Genomic DNA, 23,147 nt, shown 5'->3' with positions numbered 1-23,147 from the left:
GATCACTCGGTACTCCAGTACTTGCCGACCAGGGCATCCAGCGTGCCATCTTCCTTGATCGCCGCCAGCCCTTCGTTGATCGCGTCAACGGTGGCGTCACCTTCCTGAAACACGATGCCCAGCGGATCGGACTGCAGACCGGTGATGCCCACGGTCAGTTCACCTGCAAACTCCTGCTCGTACGCCGCAGCCGAAGTTCCGTCGATGATGACGCCCTGCACATCGGCGTTCTGCAGCGCCAAAATGGCGGCCGAGAAATTATCATACAGGCTGACATTCTCACGCCCGACCAGTTCTTCGGCCAGCTGCGCATTGGTGGTACCGGTTTGCGCCGCCAGTTTCTGGCCGCCAGCCTTGAAGTCATCCAGTGTCATGTCAGAGTTATCGACCTGCAGCAGGATGGCCTGGCTGACCACGATATAGGGGTCCGAGAAATCCATGGTTTCTTCGCGTTCCGGCGTGATCGACACGCCCGAGATCACCAGATCGAATTCGCCCTGTTGAAGCGCCGCAAAGATGCCGTCCCACGCGGTGTTCACGAAGTTCGGAACGCAATTCACCTTTTCACAGATCGCGTTCATCACATCCACGTCAAAACCCACGATCTGGCCGGTGGATTCATCAACGGTTTCCATCGGTGGATAGGTGGCATCGGTTCCGATTTTGAGCACGCGCCCTTCCAGATCGGCGGCCATGGCCACGGGTGCGGTCAGCGCGGTCAGCGCCGCTGCGGCAAACAAGTTCTTGAACATTTTCGTCTACTCCTCTGTTGGTTCAATTTGTGTGCGCCGTTTGCGGCGCGGCGGTGTCAGGTTGCCGCTCGATCAATCTGGCCCTGATCTTTTTTTGTGTCCTTGTGGGGTCGGCCCCCTCCAGCGTTTTCAGCATGTACTCGCCCAGCAATTGGCTGGTCTCTTCGATCGGAACATAATAGGTGCTGGGTGGCGGCACGAAGTACCGACTGAGTTGCAGGTCATCGGTCGAGATGACCACAAGATCCCGCCCAATCCTGACGCCAGCGCGATGCGCGCCGGACAATACACCAAGCGTCATCGCTTCGTTTGCGCATATGCAGGCGCTGGGTCGGTTCGGCAGGCGCATCAGATCATCGAAAACCCGCTGCCCCGTTTTTGCAGTGACCGGACCGTTGAAGATCAGTTCCGGCTCTACCGGCAAACCACCGGCCAACAGTGCGGTGGCATAGCCTTGCTGTCGTTGCGTCGCATAGATCAGATTCTTTGGCGGGTTGGCCAAGGCGATACGTCGGTGCCCAAGCCGGATCAGGCGCGCCGTTGCATCATGCGCTGCGGCCTGACTGTCCAGATCGACGTAAGCATGTGGGGCTTCACTTTCGCTCATGCCCATGGTGACGAAGGGAAAGTCTTTTTTCTGCAGGAACGCGATGCGCGGATCGTCGTGTAATGTACCGGAGAAGATCACACCATCGGCCAGCCCGTCCTGAACAATCCGGCCCAGTTTTGCCATTGCATCTGTGACGTCCGAGACGCTGAACACACTCAACTCATACCGCGACCCCTGAAGGGCACTGGAGATTCCAGCCACGATACGGGTGAACTCCACCCCTTCCCACTCATCGGCCGTGTCCGGGGATACGCTGACCAAAACCGCAATGCGATAGGATTTGTTGGTGCGCAGTTTCAGCCCGTCCAGATTGACCCGATAGCCCATTTTAGCTGCTGCGGCCTGGATCACTTCGCGCGTTTCCGCCTTGACCGAAGCCGCCCCGCGCAGCGCATTGGAAACGGTTCCCACCGAATAGCCGGTTTGTCTGGCTATCGACTTGATCGTCGCCCGCGCCATTACCCGACCCCGGCCAAAAACTGGTCGCACAGGAAAAGACGACCGGATTTGAGTATTTCGGCGTGGTTTTGCGTGTCGTCATGTTCGACAAAAATGTCAGTGCAGGCACTGTCGGCCAGGGCCTGCAACACCAGCGCCCAGTCGACCAGCCCCTGCCCCGGCGCACACCAGAGATCATCCTCGGGCCCGGCTCGGGGCTTCACGTCCTTTGCGTGCGCCGACGTTATCCGGTTGGAATATCGGTTCAGTAGATGGTGGGGTTCCGAAACGGCAGATGCCAGCCATCCTATATCCGGCTGCCAATACAACGCCTTTCTGGACAATATGATATCCAGCGGCGTTTCGCCCCTGGGGCCGACCAGTTCAAAGTCATGGTTGTGATACGCCAGACATATGCCGTGCTCAGCCAGACGCGCGGCCCAGCTTGCCAACTGGCCCGACACTACCCACCATCCCTGGGCAGTGTCGGGCCTGGCCTCGGGCGCCAGCCAAGGCATGACGGCCACTCGGCATTCCAAACCCTTCAGCAAGGTGATGATTTCTTGGAACCGGCTTTCGAAGTCTTCCCATTCAAAATGTGCCGACCGAACCTTCAATCCGGATTGCCGCACCTGCTTAATCATTTCCGATACAGAGAGACCGTAAAACCCGACCGTCTCAACATCGGCAAATCCGCAGCGCGCGACCAGATCAAGCTGAGATCGCAGATCGCCAAGCTGGCGCACGGTATATAGCTGGGCTGATATCCGCATTTACACCGGTTTAAGTTCATTGAAACGTTTCAATCACCGTGAAACAACCCGCCCTTCTTTGTCAAGCTCCGAAAAAAGCTGATGTCCCGACCGGATTCCAAGACGGGTACTTGAGCAGAAGAAGTCATTTTTGACTGCGCATACATCTGGATTGCCGCAAAAGGACCTGATAAATGGTAGCGCAATCATTCCCGACCCCGGCAGGTTCCGAGCATGAATTTCAAACGCAGCGACTTTCCCAAAGATTTCCTCTTTGGCGTGGCGTCACCTGCCTGCCAGGGCGAGGAAGCCAACCGGGATGATGCACGTCAGATGGGGCGGGAAACACTTACGGCTTCGACACAAAACTCGGATGGTTCGGCGTATGACCCCCTCAGCAAGCTGGAACAGTGGCTCGATCCGGTAAGCGAAGCCGGGTTTGACGGCTTGGCTTTCACGGTCAGCTGGACGCGGGTGATGCCCGAAGGCCGCGGCGCGGCCAGCCCGGATGGTCTTGATTATTATGACCGGCTGGCAGACGCTTTGCTGGACCGTGGCATACGCCCCTGCGCCACCCTGTTTCACCAGGGCTTGCCCACGGCGCTTGCGGACCTGGGGGGGTGGCGAAATCGCGACATTGCCGGTTGGTTCGCTGACTTTACGGAAATCATAATGGGCCGTGTCGGCGACAGGATGTACAGCGTCGCGCCAATTTGTTCGCCACTGGACGTTATTGAATCAAATCGCCAAATCCCTGGACAGCGCTTTACACGAACTACGGCGCGTACCATGCACCATCTGCTTTTGGCGCATGGGCAGTCGATCCAGTCCATGCGCGGGCTGGGCATGACAAATCTTGGCGTCATGCTGGATATCGATCAGGCTGAAATTGCGACTGCTGATGACCAAGGAGAGCGCACAATCGGGAATGGCTCCCGATCATACGTGCGCCACGTCAACAACGCCCTGTTCCGCAAAACCTATCCCGTAGACGAACCGAACAAGTTGGAGCAACTTCTGCCACACGGTTGGCAGGATGATTTCGAAACGATTGGCGCGCCGATAGACTGGTGTGCCCTCAACTGTGTTTCGTGCGAAGTCGTCGATCCACCAGACGGGTTTGAACAGAAAACCAGCCCCGAACTGCCGAAGCTTCTGTTACACATACAACAGGAGTACACCGGCGACCTGCCCATCTATGTCACCGACGGCATTCGGCGGAACCTCGGTCAGCGCGCAGTTGAACAAGGGATCGAACGCCTGAACCAAGCTCTTGGAGCGGTTCAATCTGCAACGGGTCAAGGCGTGCCTGTCGAAGGGTTTTTCGCCCGATCCTTGCCTGGCGATGATAAGTTTGCAGAAAACGGATCGTTCGAGGCAATAAAGAACGCGTTGTCAAAAGTAGAGGTTCTGGCGCGTCCCATGGCGCAGCCTGCCGGTCGCATGCACGAACATTGGAACCTGGTTGCCGATATCGGTGGAACCAACACACGGCTCGGAGTGATTTCGAACGGGCAACTGACTGAATTGCGAAAACACCCGACGGGCAATCTTTCCCAGTTGCTCACGGCCTTCCACGAGTTGAGGGACGACATCGGAACTGACCCGCGCGCGGTGGTCGCGGCCGGGGCCGGGCCGGTAAAAAATGGAACGATCCGGTTGACCAACGCCCATCTGGACCTGTCCGAAACAGACATCGGGCGGGCAACGGGCGCGCAGAATACATTCGTCATTAATGACTTCACCGCGGCCGCCTGGTCGGTGGCGGAAATCTCATCAAGTGATGTCGATGTCCTGCAAGGGTCCGAAACACCTCCGCCCGGAACCCGTCTGGTGGTTGGACCGGGCACTGGTCTTGGCGTTGGCGCATTGCTCTACTCGGAAGGGCGCTACCATACTGTGTCGGGCGAAGGCGGCCATATCGGCCTGTCCCCGCGCCATGATGACGAGGTCGAGGTCTTCCGCGCTGCCCGAAGCATCGCGCCCGACTGTTTCTTTGACGGCAGTCTGGTGCTGGAGGCCGAGATGTTTCTGAGCGGCACCGGCCTGCCGGTTCTGTATCAGGCTATTGGCCTGGCCGCGGGTCATGCCGACACGCCAAAACGCAACGCCCGGGACATCCTGCAGGATGCGCGCGCGCAAACTGATCCGTTCGCGGCGAAGGCGGCGCAAATGTTCACCACGCATCTTGGCGCCATGATGGGCGATCTGGCGGTGACCCTCATGCCAATAGGTGGCGTTTACCTGGTTGGCGGCGTGGCAGAAAAGAACCGCTGGCTGTTTCGTGACGCATTTCGTGCGGCCTTCAATGCAGGTGGCCGCTTCAGTGAGTTGCGCCGGTCCATGAACCTCTATGTTTCAGAGCAGTCTGAATTCGGCATAATCGGTGCAAACAACTTCTGCAATAACGCCCTGCGGGGCAAGGGCATCTGATCTCCAATCCGAAAGGACTCCTATCTTGATCCTGTGTTGTGGCGAAGCTTTGATTGATATGATTGCCTCTCCGACGCTGTCCGGGGAACAGGGGTTTGTGCCCCATTCCGGCGGTGCCGTCTTCAATACAGCCATTGCACTGGGCCGTCTTGGCGCGCCGGCCGCGATGCTGACAGGTTTGTCTACGGACATGTTTGGCCGACAACTGGAAAAGGCGCTCAACGACAGTCATGTCGATACCACGCATCTGATAGCATCAGACCGCCCAACAACGCTGGCCTTTGTGCAATTGCAGAACGGGCAAGCCACATACAGTTTCGTTGACGAGAACACCGCAGGACGCATGCTGCGCCCCGAAGACATGCCAGAACAGCTGACAACGGTATCAGCAATGTATTTCGGCGGGATAAGTCTGGCGTGTGAGCCTTGTGCTGATGCGTATGCCGCGTTGCTTGACCGCCACGGATCGGATCGCGCTGTCATGCTGGATCCGAATATCCGCCCGGGCTTTATCAAGGAACCGACCAGATACCGCACCCGCCTGAACCGCATGATTTCGCAAACCGATATCCTCAAGGTTTCGGACGAAGATTTGAACTGGATCATACCGGGCCCGGAACCTTTGGAAGAAAAGGTGCCTTTGCTGCTGCAGGCCGGTCCTGCCGTGGTTTTGGTCACTCGGGGCAGCGATGGCGCTTCCGGGTATCTTGCTGATGGATCGAACGTCTCGGTGCCAGTGAAACCGGCAGAGGTGGTCGACACGGTAGGCGCCGGCGACACATTCAATGCAGGCGTGTTGGCCCAGTTGAACGGGTCGGGTCATCTGACCAAACCGGGCTTGCGTAATCTGTCCCGCACCCAGTTGTGCGCGGCCCTTGAAATGGGGGCCGAAGTAGCCGCCGTTACCGTATCCCGCGCCGGGGCAAATCCGCCGTGGCGGCACGAGCTATAAGAAAAGGAAGGTCTTTCGTGAAACGATCCGAAATCAATCGCATCAAGGCAGAAGCTCAGGCTTTCATCCAGTCTTTCGGGGCGGTTCTGCCACCCTTTGCGGACTGGTCGCCCGACGAAATCCGCAGCCCGCAAGCTTCAGGTATCCGCGAACGAGGGTTGGGCTGGGATATCACCGATTACGGACAAGGTCGGTTTGATGAACTGGGTTTGTTTCTGTTCACCCTGCGCAATGGCGACGTGACCCAACTAAATCAGGGGCGTGGCATGCTGTATGCTGAGAAACTGCTGATTTCGCGGGACAAACAGCTTTCGCCCATGCACCGGCATATCATCAAGGCTGAAGACATCATCAACCGTGGTGGTGGTGACCTGGTTATGGAAATCTATGGATCTGACGCCGGGGGCGGCATAGACCGCGATAATGCCGTGACCGTACCCAGCGACAGTTGCCCCGTGACAATCCAACCGGGCGAGCATCTGCGGCTGAAACCGGGCCAGAGTGTCACACTCATGCCCGGTATCTGGCATGCTTTCTGGGCGGAACAGGGCGATTGTCTGATTGGTGAGGTGTCCACGGTTAATGATGACCGTACCGACAACGTGTTCGAAGATCCCATTCCCCGCTTCGCCTCAATTGAGGAAGACGTGGCCCCCGACTTTTTGCTGGTTGCAGACTATTAAATCAGGTGTCGCCGGGCAGTCCGGCGTTGCTGAGACTGCGCAGCAGTTTCTGCTTGAATGCTTCATCCAGTTGCCAGATAGAGAGTGTTTTCAGCGCGTTGGCGGAAAACTCCGGCTGAAGTCTCAGCAGGTCACGGATTGCAGCCTTGGCGCGATCCGGCTGACCGGCTTCGTGACTGAGGGCGGCGTGCCACAGATGCGTCCAGAAAAAATCCGGCATCTCGATCTGGTTCAGCTCGGTCAGGGCCTGTTCGAATTCACCCTGATCAAACAGGTAGAAGACACGCGGGAACCGATACCAATGGGGGTAAACCGGATTCAGCGCAATCGCGCGATCCACCAGTGCCAACCCCTCATCCCAGTCTCCGCCGAAGGCCCGGCGCATACCATAATGTGCCAAGATGGCCGCATCATTTGGATTAAGGTCAATTGCTGCCGCACCCGACTTCCGGAAACCATCCATGTCACCCATGACAAACCTCAGGTTCGCCAGCATCAGATGAGCCGTCGGCAGGTTGGGATCGATCTGCAACGCCCGGCGCGCAGCCACGTTTGCAGATTGCAGTACCTGAGTGCGATCGCCACCCAGATTGAACCGGACCTGCTGCAGATAAAGGTTCGACAGAACCGCCCATGCCTCGGCGTAGTCAGGATTTTGGTCAACCGCTTTCAGAATGCAGGATTTGACCTCGGCGTGGCGACTGAGGTTTATGCGGATCTGATAGGCGTAATACTCGAGAACGCAGTCATAGGCGTCCCGGTTTCTGGGCGGTGTACGGGCTGCGGACCGCATCGCGTCATGTGTCAGCAATCCGTATTTGCCGGCCAACTGCCCGGTAACGTCCCGGACTATCTGATCCTGAGCACGATAGATCTCGGACGGGGACCGCCCGACAGAATAACTGCGCACCCAGACATACCGCGCCTCGGCCAGATTGATCAGCCGCGCTGACAAGCGCAGGGAATCTCTGGTTTCCAGAACGCTGCCTTCAAGCGCGTAGTCCGCTTTGAATTCAGTCCGGAGCGTCTGCGGGTCGGTGTCGCCGCCCCGAAAACGGCCAACCGTCCCCAGTGGCAGAACCCACAAATCGTTGAACCTGATCAGTTCGGTCGTCAGTTGTTGCGTAATGCCATCAGCCAGAACCAAGGACGCCTCGCCCAATGAGTCAAACGGCAAGACCGCAATGATTGGCCCCTTGGGCAACCCCGGGTCTCGTTCCGAGGGCGGGTCATACAAGACAGACCATCCCGCCCAGATCACTGCACATACCATCCCAAGGCACGACGCCAGAATTATTCTGGTGGATCGCGACCGGCCTTCCTTTTTCATAGGCTCTGATGCGGGTTGAACAGAACTGGGTTGGGCAAACGTCATCCGTTCGAACCGCGGCGCATAACCGCCCTTGGGAATGCTGAGACGTATCGGATCGTCGCGACCAGGACCGGCATAGTACCCATCGATGTCCTGACGTAGACGGCGCGCTTCAAGCCGGACAACCGGATCGGATTGCTGATCGAAACTGGCATCGCGGTCAAAGACCGACATGGCAATCGACACGCCCTTGATATGGCCGGCCCGGCCGGCCAGGTATTCGTCGACCACATAAGCCAAAAAGGCCCTGCGCTGGGGCGTCGCTGAAAACTCTGGGTGGTCAAGAAGGCGCTGCAGCTGCGTGCGGATATCCCGCTCTGATATGGCCAAATCCGGCATCCAGTTCTGAAAAATGGTTTTGTTATAGTCTCTTATGGCAAATGTTTCGCCGCTTTTACATCTACTACCGCCCAGGTAGCAACATGTTCGCACTTCACGAGCGCGCGCGAATGCATAACAGCCTTTGCTTCAACAGGAGTTGCTGCAGGTGATCGGTTTGTCTTTCCAAACTTCCACGAATGCGGAACGGAACATCTGAACACGCTCCTGAAAACCACGATCGAGCATTTATCAATTGGAGCTGCCCAACCTATGGCACGTCGACACATTCTGGCCCTTTCCACCGCATTGCTGACTGTCTCCGCCAGTCTTGTAGCCGCACAGGAGCATTTTGATCCCAAGGGTAAACTGCCCTCGGAATTCACGGTCAATTTTCAGGAAAAATTGCGCAACACCCTGCCGTTCGAGGATCAGCGGGATTTTGAAGAAAGCCGTAAAGGCCTGATCGCCGTTCCCGATTATCGCCAGATCACGACCGAGGACGGCACAGTGGCCTGGGATATCGGCAGCTATGACTTCCTGCTGGAAGACGGACAGGAGTTCGATTCGATCCACCCGTCGCTGCAACGCCAGGCAGTTTTGAACATGAACTATGGCCTGTTTGAAATTCTGGAAGGCCAGATTTATCAGGTGCGTGGCTTTGACCTGTCAAATATTTCCTTTATCCGCGGCGAAAGCGGCTGGATCATCTTTGACCCGCTGGCGTCGAAGGAAACCGCCGCGGCCGCATTGAAACTGTTGAACGACACGGTGGGTGAGTTGCCGGTCAAAGCGGTGGTTTATTCACACTCTCACGCCGACCACTATGGCGGTGTGCGCGGTGTCATCACCGACGAAGATGTCGCCGATGGCGTTGAAGTCATCGCGCCTGCCGGTTTCATGGAACATGCCGTTTCCGAGAACGTTTATGCGGGCAACGTGATGAACCGCCGGCTGTTCTTCCAATACGGCGTTCTGCTGCCGCGAAATCCTTACGGCCATGTGGACCAGTCGATCGGCAAGAACATCTCGGCCGGAACCACCGGCCTGATTGAACCGACCCGCTATGTCTCGGATGACTATGAAGAGATCACCATCGACGGCGTGCGCATGATCTTCCAGAACACACCGGGTACCGAGGCCCCGGCGGAGATGAATACCTACTTCCCCGACCTCAAAGCGTTCTGGGCGGCTGAAAACATCACCGGCACCATCCATAACATCTACACTCTGCGCGGTGCGCTGGTCCGTGATGCGCTGAGCTGGTCCAAGCATATCAACGATGCGCTTTACGAATTCGGGCAGGATGCCGAACTGATGTTCGCCTCGCACTCATGGCCGCGTTTCGGCAATGATCGTATTCAGGAGGTGATGCGGGCACAGCGCGACACCTATGCCAACCTCAACAACGGGGTTCTGAACCTGGCCAACAAGGGCGTGACCATCAATCAGGTCCACAACGTCTATGAGGTGCCGCAGAGCCTTCAAGATCAATGGGCGGCACGCAGCTATCATGGCTCGGTCGAGCATAACAGCCGCGCGGTGATCAACCGCTATCTGGGTTATTGGGATGCCAACCCGACGACGCTGACGCCCCTTTCGCCCGAAGACAGCGCACCATTGTTTGTCGAGATGATGGGCGGCGCCGGACCGATCATGGCAAAAGGTCAGGAACTGGTGGCTGCCGGGAGATATCTCGAAGCGACCGAGATCCTCAACAAACTTGTCTACGCCGAGCCGCAGAACCAGACCGCCAAGGACTTGCTGGCCGATGCCTTCGAACAGATTGGATATCAGAAGGAAAGCCCATCGGTCCGCAATTCGTTCCTGGGCGCGGCCTATGAACTGCGCAATGGCATCCCTCAGGGCGCCACCATCGAAACCACCGGCCCGGATACGATCAAGGCCATGCCGACAAGCATGTGGCTGGACTTTCTTGGCATCCGCGTCAACAGCGCCAAAGCGGCAGGGATGGAGTTCACGATTAATCTGACGATCCCCGATCGGGACGAAAACATCGTCGTCGAGATGAGCAACGCCACGCTGACCCACATCGTGGGCCAAAAAGCTGATGACGCCGACCTTTCGATTGCTCTGAACCGTACCGACCTGGAACAGGTCATGACCGGAGAGCGGAAGCTGACAGATATGCTGGCGGACGGAACGGCGAAGTCCGAAGGCAATGCGGATCTGGTGGCGCAACTGGCCTCAACTCTGGACCAGTTCGATCTGGGGTTTGAGCTAATGCCCGGGACCGGCGCGCAGGACCTGACGGCCCCTGCCAACGATTTTGCTCAGCCACCTCTTGCGAACTCCAACGGCGGCTGATTCCCCGATCAGCCAACCGGTTCCTTGTCACAACGAACCGGCAACGTTGTGGAGGGCAGGTTTGTCCTGCCGGAAGACGGGCTGCCCCAGCGGCCCGTCTTTTTCGCCTTTCTTGTGAGGCTAGAATGTCTTTTTTGCCGCCGAACGCCACCACAGGGACGTGCGTAAAATCAGACCTCATCCCCAAAACAATGGCGCTTCGTGAGCCTTCAGGCCCCCGCAATCAACGATCTTCAGGTTGTTTCCAGTCCGGAAGTCAGCCCACCATGATGCTGGCTTCGTGTTTTTTCAGAACCCGCGCCGCCGTCGGGCCGTAGTTCCTACAAACGCCATCGGCAATCTCGGGAAAAATCTCGACGATCTCGTTCCAGGACTCCTCTGAGAAGCCTCGCGCGGCGATGTCACCGGGATAAAGACTTTCAGAAAACGCGCCATTTGAATGCACGATTTCATGCCTGTCGAAGATGAAATGGAAATAGGTTACCTGCGACACGTCCGCCGCGACTGACACGCCGGGTAAGCCCAGCAAATGCTTGGCCGCGACCAGCACCGCCTTGTCACCAAAGTGGATTTCATTGACAGGCTTCGTCACCAGCATCCGGTGGTTTGGTGATACCATCAGATCCGACGACGGAGAGTTCGGCGCGAGTGCCCCTTGCGCTATCCGGATCGGTGTTAGATGCCGCTGTGCGGACAAATCCAGAGTGCGTGATCCGATCCATCGAATTTTCCGGGCCTGCCCGTCTGCCGTATCAACCAGATCTCCGGCCATCAGGCTTTCGACAGGCCTTGAACCGTCTGGTGTGCCGATCAGGGTACCTTTCACGAAACAGGGTACATCGACAATTGCGTCAGGGTCAGTGGTATCCGGCGCGTTTCCAGGCGTTACATTCGAGATTGAGAACGGGTAGCTGGTGCCCGGAACAAGCGGTTCGGACGTGATATAACCGGCCAAGGTGCCGTCGACCTCGACCCGGAACACGTCGATCGTCCCGCCGCCCGGTTTGAAAAGCTGATAGGATTCTTCGAGGTAGATATTGCCACTCAGGAACGTGACAGACCCGTCCAGACTGGTCACGTCGCCTGTCTGCGTCAGGTCATCGCCAACTTCGTTGTTGAATCTGTCACCGTTGAAATCCGTGCCATTGTCCGGCGCGCCATTGACCAGCGTCCCTCCGGCGCCGTCAACCACCGAAAACAATACCCGGTCCGCATTCGGGTCATACGTATTGGACAGCGTAACACCGCCGCCAAAAAACGAGACGGTTATTACGCTGGGATCATACCCGATATACGAATAATTCGCCATAAAGTGACCTCACACTCGCGAAACACGCTTCATTTGTTATACTGAGTTAAGTTGGGCTTAAATAAGGAACTTTTGTGCAGCGGAACCGGTCACACATGTCCACGAAGTTGCTACCTTGCACGCCAATCGATTAATTCTTGATGAACAGAGACCCCGGACACCAACCGCGAGGCTCGGGTAGCCAAACAGAACACCGGGGCAGAAGGGTCCAAAGGGATGGTCACAAAAGCAGAGCTTGAACAGCAGGTTGCTGAGTTAAAGCGCCAATTGGCGGAGTATTCCCGCAACGAGAAGCCGATTGAATATCGCGAAACCAATGACCCACAGACACCTGATCACGAGATGATTTCAGAAGCTTGGGCCGAAAATCTGCGACATCTTCCCGGGCAGATCGAAGATGTGCTGACCGAACTGGAAGATTTGCCCCACAAAAAGCCGATTCTGTTTGCCCTTGGTGTCTTTGCCCTTGGGTATTTGATTGGCCGGTCCCGGTAGGAGCGTATCATGAGCCGTATTTCCAGAAACTTGTCGATCGTCCTACGTTCAGAACGGCTGATTGCCCAGCGGCAATTTACCATCGCGGCGCGCCGCACCGGGCTATATGCCGCGGCCGGTCTGGCCGTGGGGCTGGCTGTGATCATGCTGAATGTCGCAGGCTATTTCGCATTGTCAGAAACACTATCGAAACCGCTGTCGGCGCTTCTGGTTGCCGCAGCGAACCTTGTGTTGGCGGTTTTGCTGGCCCTCTTTGCCAAATCAATGTCCTCGCAGTCCGACAGTGAAACAGTGACTGAATTGCGCGACATGGCGCTGGCAGACATCGAAGAAGAAATCCGCGACGGGCTGACACAGGCGCAGGACGCGATTACGCATGTCAAAAAAATGTCACGGGACCCTTTTGGTACAATCGCGCCCGAACTGGCCGCCGTAATTGTTAAGATACTGGCGCGACGCGCTTCCGATCGCTCAAAAACGGACTAGAAAGCCTAAGAGTCAAAGACTGACGCCTAATCTAACTAAACGAACGGCCGCTACAGAGGTCGAAATGTCCTTCGCCGATGCCCTCGCGCCTACGGGCTGTGCGAGGGTCACAGTCGAAAGGCCAAAGGTTCCCAAGCGCACTCCGGACGGAATCAGCGCGCTTTAGGCTGCTGGTTCACCGGCGGGAACAATGCCCTGCGCGACCCATTGGTCGAATATCTCCAGGGCGGTGATGCAGAATTCCGGGTCATTGATATGGGCGTCCAGTTCGGTTGCCTGAACCGAAGGTGCGACAGTAGTTGTCAGAGCCTCAATAAACGCGCTCAGGCCATCTGGGTCGTAACAATCTCCACCCGGGCGATCCCATTCCTCGATGCCGCCGCGCGGTATGATCAGATGGGTGGGCGCGGGACTTTCGCCAAGGCGCTTGTTCAGTTCGTGGGCAATTTCGCGCCGCTCGTCAGCAGTGTAGTAGGTGTTCTTGACCAATTTGTTGTGGGTGTGGATCGGACGGTTCAAAAACCGTTCCGGGATGTCTTGCCAGCCCGCAAAATCTATCAGGTCCATACATCCCGGGGCCACGATCTGCGGAATGCCGGCCCGCCCTGCCCCGCGATGCCGGTCCTTGCCTGCGTTCACGACGGAACCGGCCAGCAGATTGCCCAATTCGCACCCGGCAAAGTCCATAACGCAGACAAAGCCGTTTTGGCCTGCGATCTGTTCAAAGGCCATGCCGCCCATGCCCATGGCATGAAATACGGCAACTTCATAACCGCGCTCTTCCAACGCAGGTTTGAGTGTCTTGATGTACTTGAGGCATGAGGTCCCCAACGAGGTGACACCCACCATCGGACGCCCGCTTTTGGCCGGTTCTGCCGCGCGTGCGGCCCCCAAAACGGCGCCTGCCGCCTGTGACAGCGACGATTTGCAGATCGCGTTCAACCCATACAGCCCCCCGGCCCAGAGGATCATCTGGATGTCCGGCGAAAGACGCTCGGCCGGGATCAGGGCCGAGAAGGACACGGTAGAGACGACGTATTTGGGCACTCCGATAGGCAACGATTGACAGACATCCAGCGCAAGATCGGTACCCATGGTGCCGCCCAGTAAGATCACACCGTCAATCAGGCCCTGATCGTGCAAGCGGCGGGTCAGGACACAGGCACCGGCGGACATGATCTGCATAGCCACATGTTCGCTACCACTGTCTATGGCGGCCTGGATCGAGCTGCCACCCGCCTTGGCCACATCATGTTTCGAATAGTCGGTGGGATTGGCGGGGTCGCCCAGAACACTGACGTCCAGGGTCAGCACACCACCGCCCAAGGAACGGATCTTTGCCGCCATGAACTCCAACTCGTCGTTTTTGGTGTCATATGTCCCAACGACAAGGATCGTCTTGTCCGCCATGAGGTCCTCCGCTGAATTTTAATTAACATATTAAGAACTAGGCTGCGCGATTGTCAATTGAGCTTCCCTGGTCTGGTGTCAGCCCCGCATCAACTCTCCTTTGGGGTCGTAGTACGGCGCAAACTGAACCCTTAGCGGGTACATTTCCCCGGCGATTTGAACGTCAAAGCCGCCCTCGTCGATCCAGGCCTTCGAGACACCTTCCTCATGGTGCAGGCTGGCCAAACCGACCATCGCCTGCAACCGGAAGCCCCAGTCGCCCGAGGTGACATGCCCCACAATCCTGCCATTCTTCCACACAGGCTCGTTGTGAATCAGATACGGACCGGTTTCAGCATCCAGGTCGTCAACTTTGCAGGATACGGTGCGGTGCGCAGTCGCGGCACCGCCAGCCTTCTGTTCAGTCAGAACGTCCTTGCCGAGGAAGTTGCCAGCCTTATCCAGCGCTACTGCAAAACCCAGCCCGGTTTCATAAGGCGTGTCATCCTCGGCGATGTCATGCCCGAAATGTCGGAAGCCCTTCTCGAGCCTGCAAGCGTTCATGGCGAACATTCCCATATGGAGCATTCCGTGCGATTTGCCCGCTGCAATCAGCGCTTCATAAACACCAGCGACGAACTCGGTGGGTATCATCAGCTCGTACCCGAGTTCACCAATGAACGAGCGCCGGATGGCCCACCCGCGGGCATAAGCCATGTCGATTTCTCGTGCCGCGCCAAAGGGGAAGGCCTCGTTCGACAGGTCATCGCCCGAGATGGCAGACAGAATGTCGCGCGATCTTGGACCGTGGATCGTGATCAGGCCATAGCCCGAGGTCGCGTCGAACACCTCGAACCGCCAGCCCGGTTCGGCGTGATCCTTGATCCATGCCTGATCGCGCATCTGGCTGGGATGGCCTGTAATTACCATGAAACAATCCTGCGCTGTTCGGGTCACGGTCACATCGGCCTCGATCCCGCCGCGCGCGTTCAGGAACTGGGTGTAGACCGAGGTGCCGACCGTGACATCCATCTGCGCGCCGCAGACCTTGTTCAGCGCTTTGACCGCGTACGGACCCTGCACCTGAATTTTCGAATACATCGATTGATCGATCAGCACAGCAGCATCCCGGGCGGCCAGACATTCGGCCCTGACGTGCGGTGCCCAGTCTTTGCGCCGCAGGCTCGGTTCTTCATTCCAACCCTTTTTTTCGGGGTCGAAGTACATCGGCACCTCCCAGCCGATCCGCTCGGCAAATGTCGCGCCTGCCTCTTTCAGCCGATCATGCAACGGCACCCGACGCACTCTGCGTGCCGAATGGACCTGCCGTCCGACCCAGTTGACGCCATAGTGGAAGCCTACTGACTCGGCGCTGCGGTCATGATTGTATTTGGTATTGCGCTGGAATGGGTGCGCCCGGCGGGCCAGCATCGGGCCCATGCCCCGCGACGGCGCGCCGTCGGTTATCCATTCCGCCATTGTCAGGCCAACACCACCCGAGTTCAGGATTCCGTTCGAGTTCATGCCGGCTGCCACAAACAGGCCCTCGATCTCGCCGGTCGGACCCAGATAGGGGCGGCCATCGGGTGTAAAACTCTCGGGCCCGTTGAAAAAAGTCTGTATGCCCATCTCGCCCAGTGCAGGCATGCGTTCGAACATCTTCTCAAGATTCGGTTCGACATGTTCCATGTCAAACGGCAGCTCGTCGAATTCGAAGTCTTCGGGGATGCCGTTCCTGCCATAGGGCTTGCCATGCTTTTCGAATGACCCGATCAGCAGCTTGCCAGTGTCTTCTTTCCAATAGGTCCGCTCTTCGGCGATGTTCAGAATCGGCTGGGTCCTAAGCAAGCCGCCCACAGGTTCAGTAACAATGTAGAAATGTTCAGTCGCGTGCAGCGGCACGGTTACTCCGTGTGCCTTGGCAAACAGGTGGCTCCACATGCCGCCCGCCAGCAACACTTTGTTGGTCGCGATCACGCCCCTTTCTGTGTCGATACCAACCACCTTGCCATCCCGGATGACCAGACGATCAACCCTGGTGTTTTCGAACACCTGTGCCCCCATGGCCCGCGCGCCCTTGCTAAGCGCGACCGTAACGTCAAGCGGGTTCACCTGGCCATTCGACGGAACAAAGAATGCGGATTTCACGTCATCGGTTTCGATCCATGGCCATTTCTCTTTCAACTCGTCGCGAGACAGCATGAAAGTCTCGATCCCCATGCGGGCTGCGTGGTCGTGGCTGCGCAGCAGTTGTTCGTGGCGCACATCGCCGATTGCCAGATTGATCGTGCCGTTTGTCTTGTAGCCGGTCGCCTGTCCGGTTTCGATTTCCAAATCGCTGAAAAGGCGCGCTGTATATTTGCCCAGCTCGGTCTGTGCCGTGCTGTCGCGTAACTGCCCGACGATCCCGGCTGCATGCCAGGTTGTTCCGCTGGCGATCTTCCGTCGCTCGACCAGAACTGCGGGAACGCCGCGCTTTGCCAGATGATACAGGGTCGAAATGCCGATGATACCACCACCGATGATCACCACAGGCGCTTGTTCAGGAAAAGAGTTGGGCATCAAAACAATCCTTCAGTCTGCAAGGCAGCCGATCTTCGGGGTTTCGGATCACAAACGCCGTGGGGTCAAGCTGTGCCGGATCCACCCTGCGCTGTCGGGTGTTATGTGCCAAAGAATGGTCAGGAATCACAATAAATCGCACCATTTCTTCATCAGGGCCTTGGTGCGCCAGTCAGTGCGATTTCAAGCTTTTCCACTGCGGTTTGGAGAAACACGGCAAGTTCCACTGTTCGGGCTTCATCCAAACTCGCGTCGGGAACGGCAATGGCAACGGTTCCCGCAGGATCTTTACCGTCAGTGAAGAACGGCATCGCTACGCTGGCAACGCCGATGTCAACCGCATTGCGACTGCAGGCAAACCCTCGGGCTCGGGTCTCCGAGATCAGCTTCCTGAGCGTCTCCAAATCCGTCACGGTGTACGGCGTCAGCTTTTCCCGTTTGAGTGCCAACAATTGCTCGCGTGTCTGATCCGAACAGAACGACAAATACGCAAGGCCGGAAGACGACGAATGAAATGGGTAGGAATCCGCGGGCCGCAGGTTGATCACATTCCCACGCGGCGGCAAGGTGAAGGCCGCAGTCGCCATCCCCTTGTCGCCGGGAATACCGACATGCACTGTTTCATTTGCCTGGGCGGACAACCATTGCGATACGATTTGCGTTGCATTCACCATCGGTACGGTGGCCTCTCTCAACCTGGCCAGCGAGAGGAATCCGTGGCCCAACCGGTATTTTCGGTTCTCCGGGTTCTGTTCGATGAACCCGTGACTGATGAGTGAGACCAGCAGCCTGCGCGTGACCGCCTTGTCCTGCCCTGTTGCCCTTGCCAGGTCATTCAGACCAATTTCGAGGCTTTCCAAAGAAAACTGGCGCAGCAGCATCATGGCTTTGTCGACAGTTTTCATTTCGATCTCCCCTCAAAGGCATAATCCAGAAATGACACGACGATCATGCCACCGCACCCTCGTCTGCATGTCAGAACGTGATTAAGACGCCCAGTCGATGCTGAACTCCTCACGAAAAGCAAACCTTGCCAGGTGGGCTTCGATCACCTCTTGCCACCGGGCAAGGTCGCCCCGGGGTCCGGTTGCGGCCGAGATGGTCAGGCTGGTTTCGTCCGCCGTCAGCGTGACAGCATTGCCGTTCTCGAAGGCCACACTCCCTTCGGTGTCGTCAAAGAAAACTTCGGCCTTGTGGGACCAATGCTTGCACAACTGCTGCAGATATTTGCTGCCAGTACTTGTCTGTGCAACGCCCGTGACACTTTGGTCCGGCAACAACGCCAGCGCCGCGTCGGCAGCGCCGCGCATAGCCGAGGCAAACAGGGTTACATCAATACTTGTCGCCAGAAAGGTCACGCCCAGATCCAGGCATTTGCGCTGCATTCCGGGGTCGAGTGTCAGGATACCCGCGGCCTTGCCAGCGGCGGTGATCCGCGTCAGGGCATCAAAAATTGCCTCGACCACATCGGGATGACTGGCGTTACCCAGGTGGCCCATATCCGCGGCAAGATCGGCAGGGCCAATAAAAACACCGTCCACATCCGTTGTCAGTATGTCATCCAGAGCGGCCATGCCCAGTCGGTTCTCAACCTGAACCAGCAGGCACACCTGTTCGTCCGCTGTTGTCAGGTAGTCCGGAATTGCGCCAAATCGCGAAGCCCGCGCCATTGAAGAACCAACCCCCCGGACACCTAGCGGCGGGTATTGTACAGCCCGAACCAGTACCCTCGCCTGATCACCGCTTTCGACCATCGGCACAAGAATGGTCTGCACCCCGGCATCCAGATACTGCTTGATCATCCAGGTCTCGCCAATCGGCAACCGGGCCACCGGATGGCTGCCCGAACCGTCGATAACGCGCACTTGCTCCAATACCGTGCGCAGGTCGTTGGGCGCATGCTCACCATCCACCAATAGCCAGTCGAACCGTGATGTGGCCGCTATTTCAGCGGCATAGGCATCGGCCATACCCAACCAGCAACCGATCTGAGGTTGCCCGGCCTTCAGTGCGGCTTTGAACGGGTTCTGTGGCGCGGACATTCTGAGCCTCCTTTAAGCGAATTGTATGTCGACCGAGCCGAACGAGCCGAAATCGGCGTGGATTTCGGTGCCCGAAGGACATTCGACAGGGCGAATGAAGCTACCCGACAGGATCACCTGGCCCGGCTCGATGCTCTGACCATATTGTGCCATGCGCCGGGCAAGCCAGACAACGCTTTCGACAGGATCATTCAGAACACCTGCACCCAGGCCGGTTTCTTCGATCTCGCCATTGCGGAATGTCAGTGCGCCGACCCAGCGCAGATCGAAAGTCTCAAAGGCGTGGCGTTCTGCACCCAGTACGATGCCGGCATTGGCGGCGTTGTCGCTGATCGTGTCAAACACGGTGCGTGCCTTGCTGGTCTTTGGATCGACCCGCTGAATGCGAGTGTCGAGGATTTCGATGGACGGCGCGACATAATCAGTCGCAGCAATGACGTCCGCGCGGGTTACATGTTCCCCAGCCAAGGCAGACTTCACGACAAAGGCAATCTCGGCCTCGATCCGAGGCTGGATGAAACGGCCCGCAGGCACAGTGCCACCATTTTCAAAGGCCATGTCATCGAACAGGATGCCACTGTCGGGAATGTCGATATTCAGCGCATATTGCATCGCCTTCGAGGTCAGCCCGATCTTCCAGCCGATCACCTTGCGCCCTTCGGCCAGTTTGGCGCGATGGATGGCGTTCTGCACCGCATAGGCATCGTCCATTCCCATCTCGGGATGCCGCAGTGTCAGCAGACCGATCTGTTCGCGCGTCTGCTCGGCCCGCAACAGATCGGCGGCCGCGCAAGCGTGATCTTCGGGGGTCATACCTGTTCATCCTCGACAGTGTTGCGCAGTGCGCCGATGCCGTCGACAGAAACCTCGACCACATCGCCGGGGACCAGGTATTTCGGCGGGTCAAACCGTGCACCTGCGCCGGTTGGCGTCCCGGTGACAATGATATCGCCGGGGTGCAAAGTCATGAAGGTCGAGATGTACTCGATCTCGCGCCGGATCGGGAACATCATACGATTCAACGTATCGTCCTGACGCAACTCGCCGTTGACATGCGTCTGAATGCGGGCGTCGTCCAACTGGGCCGCGTCGGTGAAAGGCACAAGCCAAGGGCCGATCGCGCCGGTTCTGTCCCAGTTCTTGCCCTGTGTGACGTTGAACTTGGCGTGGCGCACCCAATCGCGGATCGTACCCTCATTGCAAAGCGTGAGTGCCGCGATGTGATCATAGGCGTCGTCTTGTGAAATCCTGCGGCCCGCCTTGCCAATCACGATGGCCACCTCGCCTTCGTAATCCAGCGTGTGGTTTTCCGGCGGGCGGATCAGAGGGCAGTCATGTCCCGTAAAGCCGCTGGCAAAACGCGGGAACAAAGACATGTATTTCGGTTGCGCGCTGCCATCCTTGTATTCCGCATTGCGGTCAGGGAAGTTCACGCCGACGCAGAGGATACGGCGGGCGTCGGGCATCACCATTTCATAGGTGAAATCTTCATGAGTTACGGGTTTACCATCCGCTTTTTCGGCCAGTTGGTCGAACGCTCCGGCGGCGATAACTTCGTACAAGCTGCTGTGGTTTGGAAATTCGCCATTCAGCGCAATTGCGCCGTCCTTGGTAATGGCACCGAAAAAGGTTGCGCCATTGGCGGTGTAAGTTGCAAAGCGCATCAGGCCTCCTCGGCGGCCTTGCTGCCACCCATGCAGAGAAAACATAGCATACGAACCCGCGTCCCGACCTCAGACCGAGAAGCTGATGTTGGCCTGCCCCGTGCCGGAGCTTCCGAAATACGGTGTGTAAATATCGATCTGGCCCTTGTAGCTGCCCCAACCCAGCGCGCCGAACAGCAATGCGGTGTCGTTCATCGCACACTCACCCGTGCATTTCCTGGCGTAGTCGGGAAGCATTTCCAAAAACTCTTCAAACCGACCCTGTTCCCACAGCTCCAGTACACGCATATCCATCTGACGATTGAACTCGCCATTCACGGCGTTCAGCCCTTCGACCGAGCGCTCGTTGGGCGTAAAGTCATGGCTCAGCGAACCCGATGCGAGAATTGACACATTGCGGTCGGAACGACGGATACCTTCGGCGATGGCCTCGCCCCAGACACGGTTTTCGGCAATCGACGAGAACTGGTTGACCGCGACGGGTAGCACCCGCGCATTTACACCGTCATTGATGAAATGCATGGGCAAAAGGGTGCCGTATTCCATGCCCATATCGGGATGTGAATGGCCAAGGGCCCTCTCCCCCCGCTCACGCAAGACGTCAAGGATGGTTTCCCCCAATTCGTGATCCCCGCGATAGTCAAACTCCATGTCCGCCAGCATGTGCGGCAACTCGTGGCTGATGAAACGGCCTTTGTGGTGCTCTTTCGTGTTCAGATGGAACCCCTGATTGGTGATCCAGTGGGTGTCGAACACAACAAACGTATCCACCTTGCGGTCAATTGCATCCTGACGCAGGCGCGCATATCCGTCGATGGCGGGTTGCCGGATGCCTTTGTATTTCGGCATCGTGTGGGACATCCAGATGCTGGGCACATGCGTGATTTTCGCGGCCTGTACAATCTTTCCCATGACGGTTCCTCCTTATGATCGTGACGTCTGGCCTGACTGCCAGAACGTCCTATGGTCCGAGCGTTTGATGGACCAATGATGCGCACTTCCTGATTCAACTATAGTCAGCCAACCCCTGCCAAGGGATCAGGCTGCACGATACTATTTCCCAAGTTGCATGATCTTGTGCTGACCGGTGGCAAAGCCAACATGCTTTTGTTCCATGTAGAATTCAAAGCTCCAGTCGCCGCCGTCCCGGCCGATACCCGACGCCTTGACGCCGCCGAAGGGCGTGGGCAGGTGGCGCACATTTTCCGAATTCACCCAGATCATACCTGCTTCCAGTTTGTCCGTGAACCGCAGGGCACGCGTCAGGTCGTTGGTCCAGACGTAACCGGTAAGGCCGTAAGGCGTGTCATTTGCGATCTGTAGCGCCTCTTCTTCGGTCGAGAACGGGATGGACGTCAGAACCGGGCCAAATATTTCCTCGCGCGCGATGCGCATCTGGTTGTTGGCATTTGTAAACAAGGTTGGCCGCACGAAATACCCTTCGTCCCCCACTTTGACGCCGCCGGCTGCGATAGTCGCGCCATCGTCTTTGGCGATGTCGAAATACGAGGTGACTTTATTGTAGTGCTCTTCCGTTACCAGCGGGCCGATCTCGGTCGCCGGGTCCAACGGGTGACCGACCTTGATGCTGTTCACGCGTTCTACCAGCTTGGCCTCGAACTCGTTTTTGATGGTGTCTTGTACCAGCAAACGCGAAGACGATGTGCAACGTTCCCCATTGATCGAGTAGATCATGAAAATCACGGCATCCAGCGCGCGGTCCAGGTCGGCGTCATCGAAGACAATCACCGGGTTCTTGCCGCCCAGTTCCAGATGCATCCGCTTGAGCGTATCCGCGCCCTGCTTTGTGATTATGCTGCCGGTGCGGCTTTCTCCGACAAAAGCAATGGCCTTGATCAGCGGATGTTCGGTCAACGTCTTACCGGCATCCGGTCCAAACCCGTTCACGATGTTCAGAACACCCTTGGGCAGACCGGCCTCTTCCGCGATTTCGACCAGTAAACGCGCCGACAGCGGTGAATCTTCGGCCGGTTTGTGAACGACGGTACAACCCGCTGCCAGTGCCGGCGCGATCTTCCAGGTCGACAGCATGAACGGCGTGTTCCACGGAGTAATGACACCAACCGGGCCAATTGGAACGCGGGTGGTGATGTTCATCAGGGTCGGTGACTTAAGATACTGTCCATCCCTTGCCTGCACCACCTGATCAGCGAAATAACGGAAGTTCTCGGCACCGCGCAGTGCCGCCTTGGACATGAAACGCAGGGTCTGACCGGTGTCCCAGCACTCACAAAGGGCAATTTCCTCGGCACGCGCCTCGATCGCGTCGGCCACGTTCAGCAGGATACGGCGGCGTTCAGTAGCGGGCATATCGCGCCACGCGGCGAATGCCGAGTGGGCTGCCTTGGCCGCCGCATCGATGTCATCCGCCGTCCCATGGGCAACATCGCAGATCACGGACTTGTCCACTGGCGAAGTGGATTGAAACACTCCGGCCGCCCCGTCGCGATCTTCGCCCGCAATGCGGTTCTTGATGCCTGTCTCTTTGAACCGGGCCAGAAACCCCGCCAATTTTTTGATATTGGTGTCCAAGGCGCTCAT

At 57.5% G+C, this 23,147-nt stretch carries 19 protein-coding genes; 6 read left to right on the top strand and 13 right to left on the bottom strand.

Features of this window, described 5'->3' with window-relative positions; all coding sequences use genetic code 11:
- Nucleotides 1-2: 2 nt before the first annotated feature.
- Genes ACR0CG_RS06230 through ACR0CG_RS06220 form a run of 3 tightly spaced genes read right to left on the bottom strand, consistent with a single transcriptional unit; the run spans nucleotide 3 to nucleotide 2,573 of the window.
- On the bottom strand, nucleotides 3-752 hold the full coding sequence (locus ACR0CG_RS06230; RefSeq protein WP_170611251.1) for a basic amino acid ABC transporter substrate-binding protein: 750 nt from the start codon (nucleotides 750-752) through the stop codon (nucleotides 3-5).
- Nucleotides 753-774: 22 nt separating this feature from the next.
- On the bottom strand, nucleotides 775-1,821 hold the full coding sequence (locus ACR0CG_RS06225) for a LacI family DNA-binding transcriptional regulator (RefSeq protein WP_170681324.1): 1,047 nt from the start codon (nucleotides 1,819-1,821) through the stop codon (nucleotides 775-777).
- Nucleotides 1,821-2,573 (bottom strand): sugar phosphate isomerase/epimerase family protein, encoded by a 753-nt coding sequence (locus ACR0CG_RS06220; RefSeq protein WP_480523430.1) that lies wholly within the window; start codon nucleotides 2,571-2,573, stop codon nucleotides 1,821-1,823. The genes ACR0CG_RS06225 and ACR0CG_RS06220 overlap by 1 nt, the downstream gene beginning before the upstream one ends.
- A gap of 213 nt (nucleotides 2,574-2,786) precedes the next feature.
- Here ACR0CG_RS06220 and ACR0CG_RS06215 point away from each other — a divergent pair, with 213 nt between their 5' ends.
- The 3 genes from ACR0CG_RS06215 to ACR0CG_RS06205 are packed head-to-tail and all read left to right on the top strand — an operon-like array spanning nucleotide 2,787 to nucleotide 6,620.
- Entirely contained in the window at nucleotides 2,787-4,985 is a 2,199-nt protein-coding gene (locus ACR0CG_RS06215) for a family 1 glycosylhydrolase (protein WP_480523428.1), read from the top strand.
- 25 nt (nucleotides 4,986-5,010) lie between these two features.
- A complete protein-coding gene (locus ACR0CG_RS06210) occupies nucleotides 5,011-5,937 on the top strand; it encodes a carbohydrate kinase family protein (protein ID WP_480523426.1) in 927 nt (308 codons plus the stop codon).
- A gap of 17 nt (nucleotides 5,938-5,954) precedes the next feature.
- Complete coding sequence (locus tag ACR0CG_RS06205) at nucleotides 5,955-6,620, top strand: D-lyxose/D-mannose family sugar isomerase (protein ID WP_480523424.1); 666 nt, start codon at nucleotides 5,955-5,957, stop codon at nucleotides 6,618-6,620.
- Between the two features lies 1 nt (nucleotide 6,621).
- Here ACR0CG_RS06205 and ACR0CG_RS06200 read toward each other — a convergent pair whose 3' ends face one another.
- Nucleotides 6,622-8,322, bottom strand: a complete 1,701-nt coding sequence (locus tag ACR0CG_RS06200; RefSeq protein ID WP_480523422.1) for a tetratricopeptide repeat protein — start codon at nucleotides 8,320-8,322, stop codon at nucleotides 6,622-6,624.
- A 261-nt stretch (nucleotides 8,323-8,583) separates the two neighbouring features.
- On the opposite strand from ACR0CG_RS06200, the gene ACR0CG_RS06195 reads away from it, so the two are divergent.
- Entirely contained in the window at nucleotides 8,584-10,638 is a 2,055-nt protein-coding gene (locus ACR0CG_RS06195; protein ID WP_480523421.1) for an alkyl/aryl-sulfatase, read from the top strand.
- 256 nt (nucleotides 10,639-10,894) lie between these two features.
- Here ACR0CG_RS06195 and ACR0CG_RS06190 read toward each other — a convergent pair whose 3' ends face one another.
- Nucleotides 10,895-11,947: a Hint domain-containing protein gene (locus ACR0CG_RS06190; RefSeq protein ID WP_480523419.1), complete on the bottom strand. Its 1,053-nt coding sequence runs from the start codon at nucleotides 11,945-11,947 to the stop codon at nucleotides 10,895-10,897.
- A 216-nt stretch (nucleotides 11,948-12,163) separates the two neighbouring features.
- Here ACR0CG_RS06190 and ACR0CG_RS06185 point away from each other — a divergent pair, with 216 nt between their 5' ends.
- Both ACR0CG_RS06185 and ACR0CG_RS06180 read left to right on the top strand, forming a co-directional pair.
- Nucleotides 12,164-12,442, top strand: coding sequence for a hypothetical protein (locus ACR0CG_RS06185; RefSeq protein ID WP_480523417.1), 279 nt, complete (start codon nucleotides 12,164-12,166; stop codon nucleotides 12,440-12,442).
- A gap of 9 nt (nucleotides 12,443-12,451) precedes the next feature.
- Entirely contained in the window at nucleotides 12,452-12,928 is a 477-nt protein-coding gene (locus ACR0CG_RS06180) for a phage holin family protein (protein ID WP_170611275.1), read from the top strand.
- Between the two features lie 162 nt (nucleotides 12,929-13,090).
- Here ACR0CG_RS06180 and ACR0CG_RS06175 read toward each other — a convergent pair whose 3' ends face one another.
- From ACR0CG_RS06175 to hpaE, 8 genes are all read right to left on the bottom strand, one after another.
- Nucleotides 13,091-14,338 carry a Tm-1-like ATP-binding domain-containing protein gene (locus ACR0CG_RS06175; RefSeq protein WP_480523415.1) on the bottom strand — a complete coding sequence of 416 codons (1,248 nt, stop codon included), beginning with the start codon at nucleotides 14,336-14,338 and terminating at the stop codon, nucleotides 13,091-13,093.
- A gap of 78 nt (nucleotides 14,339-14,416) precedes the next feature.
- Entirely contained in the window at nucleotides 14,417-16,879 is a 2,463-nt protein-coding gene (locus tag ACR0CG_RS06170) for an FAD-dependent oxidoreductase (protein WP_480523413.1), read from the bottom strand.
- A gap of 152 nt (nucleotides 16,880-17,031) precedes the next feature.
- Nucleotides 17,032-17,784 carry an IclR family transcriptional regulator gene (locus tag ACR0CG_RS06165; RefSeq protein ID WP_480523411.1) on the bottom strand — a complete coding sequence of 251 codons (753 nt, stop codon included), beginning with the start codon at nucleotides 17,782-17,784 and terminating at the stop codon, nucleotides 17,032-17,034.
- 81 nt (nucleotides 17,785-17,865) lie between these two features.
- Complete coding sequence (locus ACR0CG_RS06160) at nucleotides 17,866-18,921, bottom strand: aldolase/citrate lyase family protein (RefSeq protein WP_480523409.1); 1,056 nt, start codon at nucleotides 18,919-18,921, stop codon at nucleotides 17,866-17,868.
- 12 nt (nucleotides 18,922-18,933) lie between these two features.
- Complete coding sequence (hpaH, locus tag ACR0CG_RS06155) at nucleotides 18,934-19,734, bottom strand: 2-oxo-hept-4-ene-1,7-dioate hydratase (RefSeq protein WP_480523407.1); 801 nt, start codon at nucleotides 19,732-19,734, stop codon at nucleotides 18,934-18,936.
- Nucleotides 19,731-20,585, bottom strand: coding sequence for a fumarylacetoacetate hydrolase family protein (locus ACR0CG_RS06150; RefSeq protein ID WP_480523405.1), 855 nt, complete (start codon nucleotides 20,583-20,585; stop codon nucleotides 19,731-19,733). Before ACR0CG_RS06150 ends, hpaH begins: the two co-directional genes overlap by 4 nt.
- Before the next feature lie 69 nt (nucleotides 20,586-20,654).
- Nucleotides 20,655-21,497: a 3,4-dihydroxyphenylacetate 2,3-dioxygenase gene (gene hpaD / locus ACR0CG_RS06145; RefSeq protein WP_170611288.1), complete on the bottom strand. Its 843-nt coding sequence runs from the start codon at nucleotides 21,495-21,497 to the stop codon at nucleotides 20,655-20,657.
- Nucleotides 21,498-21,638: 141 nt separating this feature from the next.
- On the bottom strand, nucleotides 21,639-23,147 hold the full coding sequence (gene hpaE, locus ACR0CG_RS06140) for a 5-carboxymethyl-2-hydroxymuconate semialdehyde dehydrogenase (protein WP_480523403.1): 1,509 nt from the start codon (nucleotides 23,145-23,147) through the stop codon (nucleotides 21,639-21,641).

This window comes from Ruegeria sp. AB8, assembly GCF_056542605.1.
This window is presented reverse-complemented; position numbering and strand designations above follow the sequence as displayed.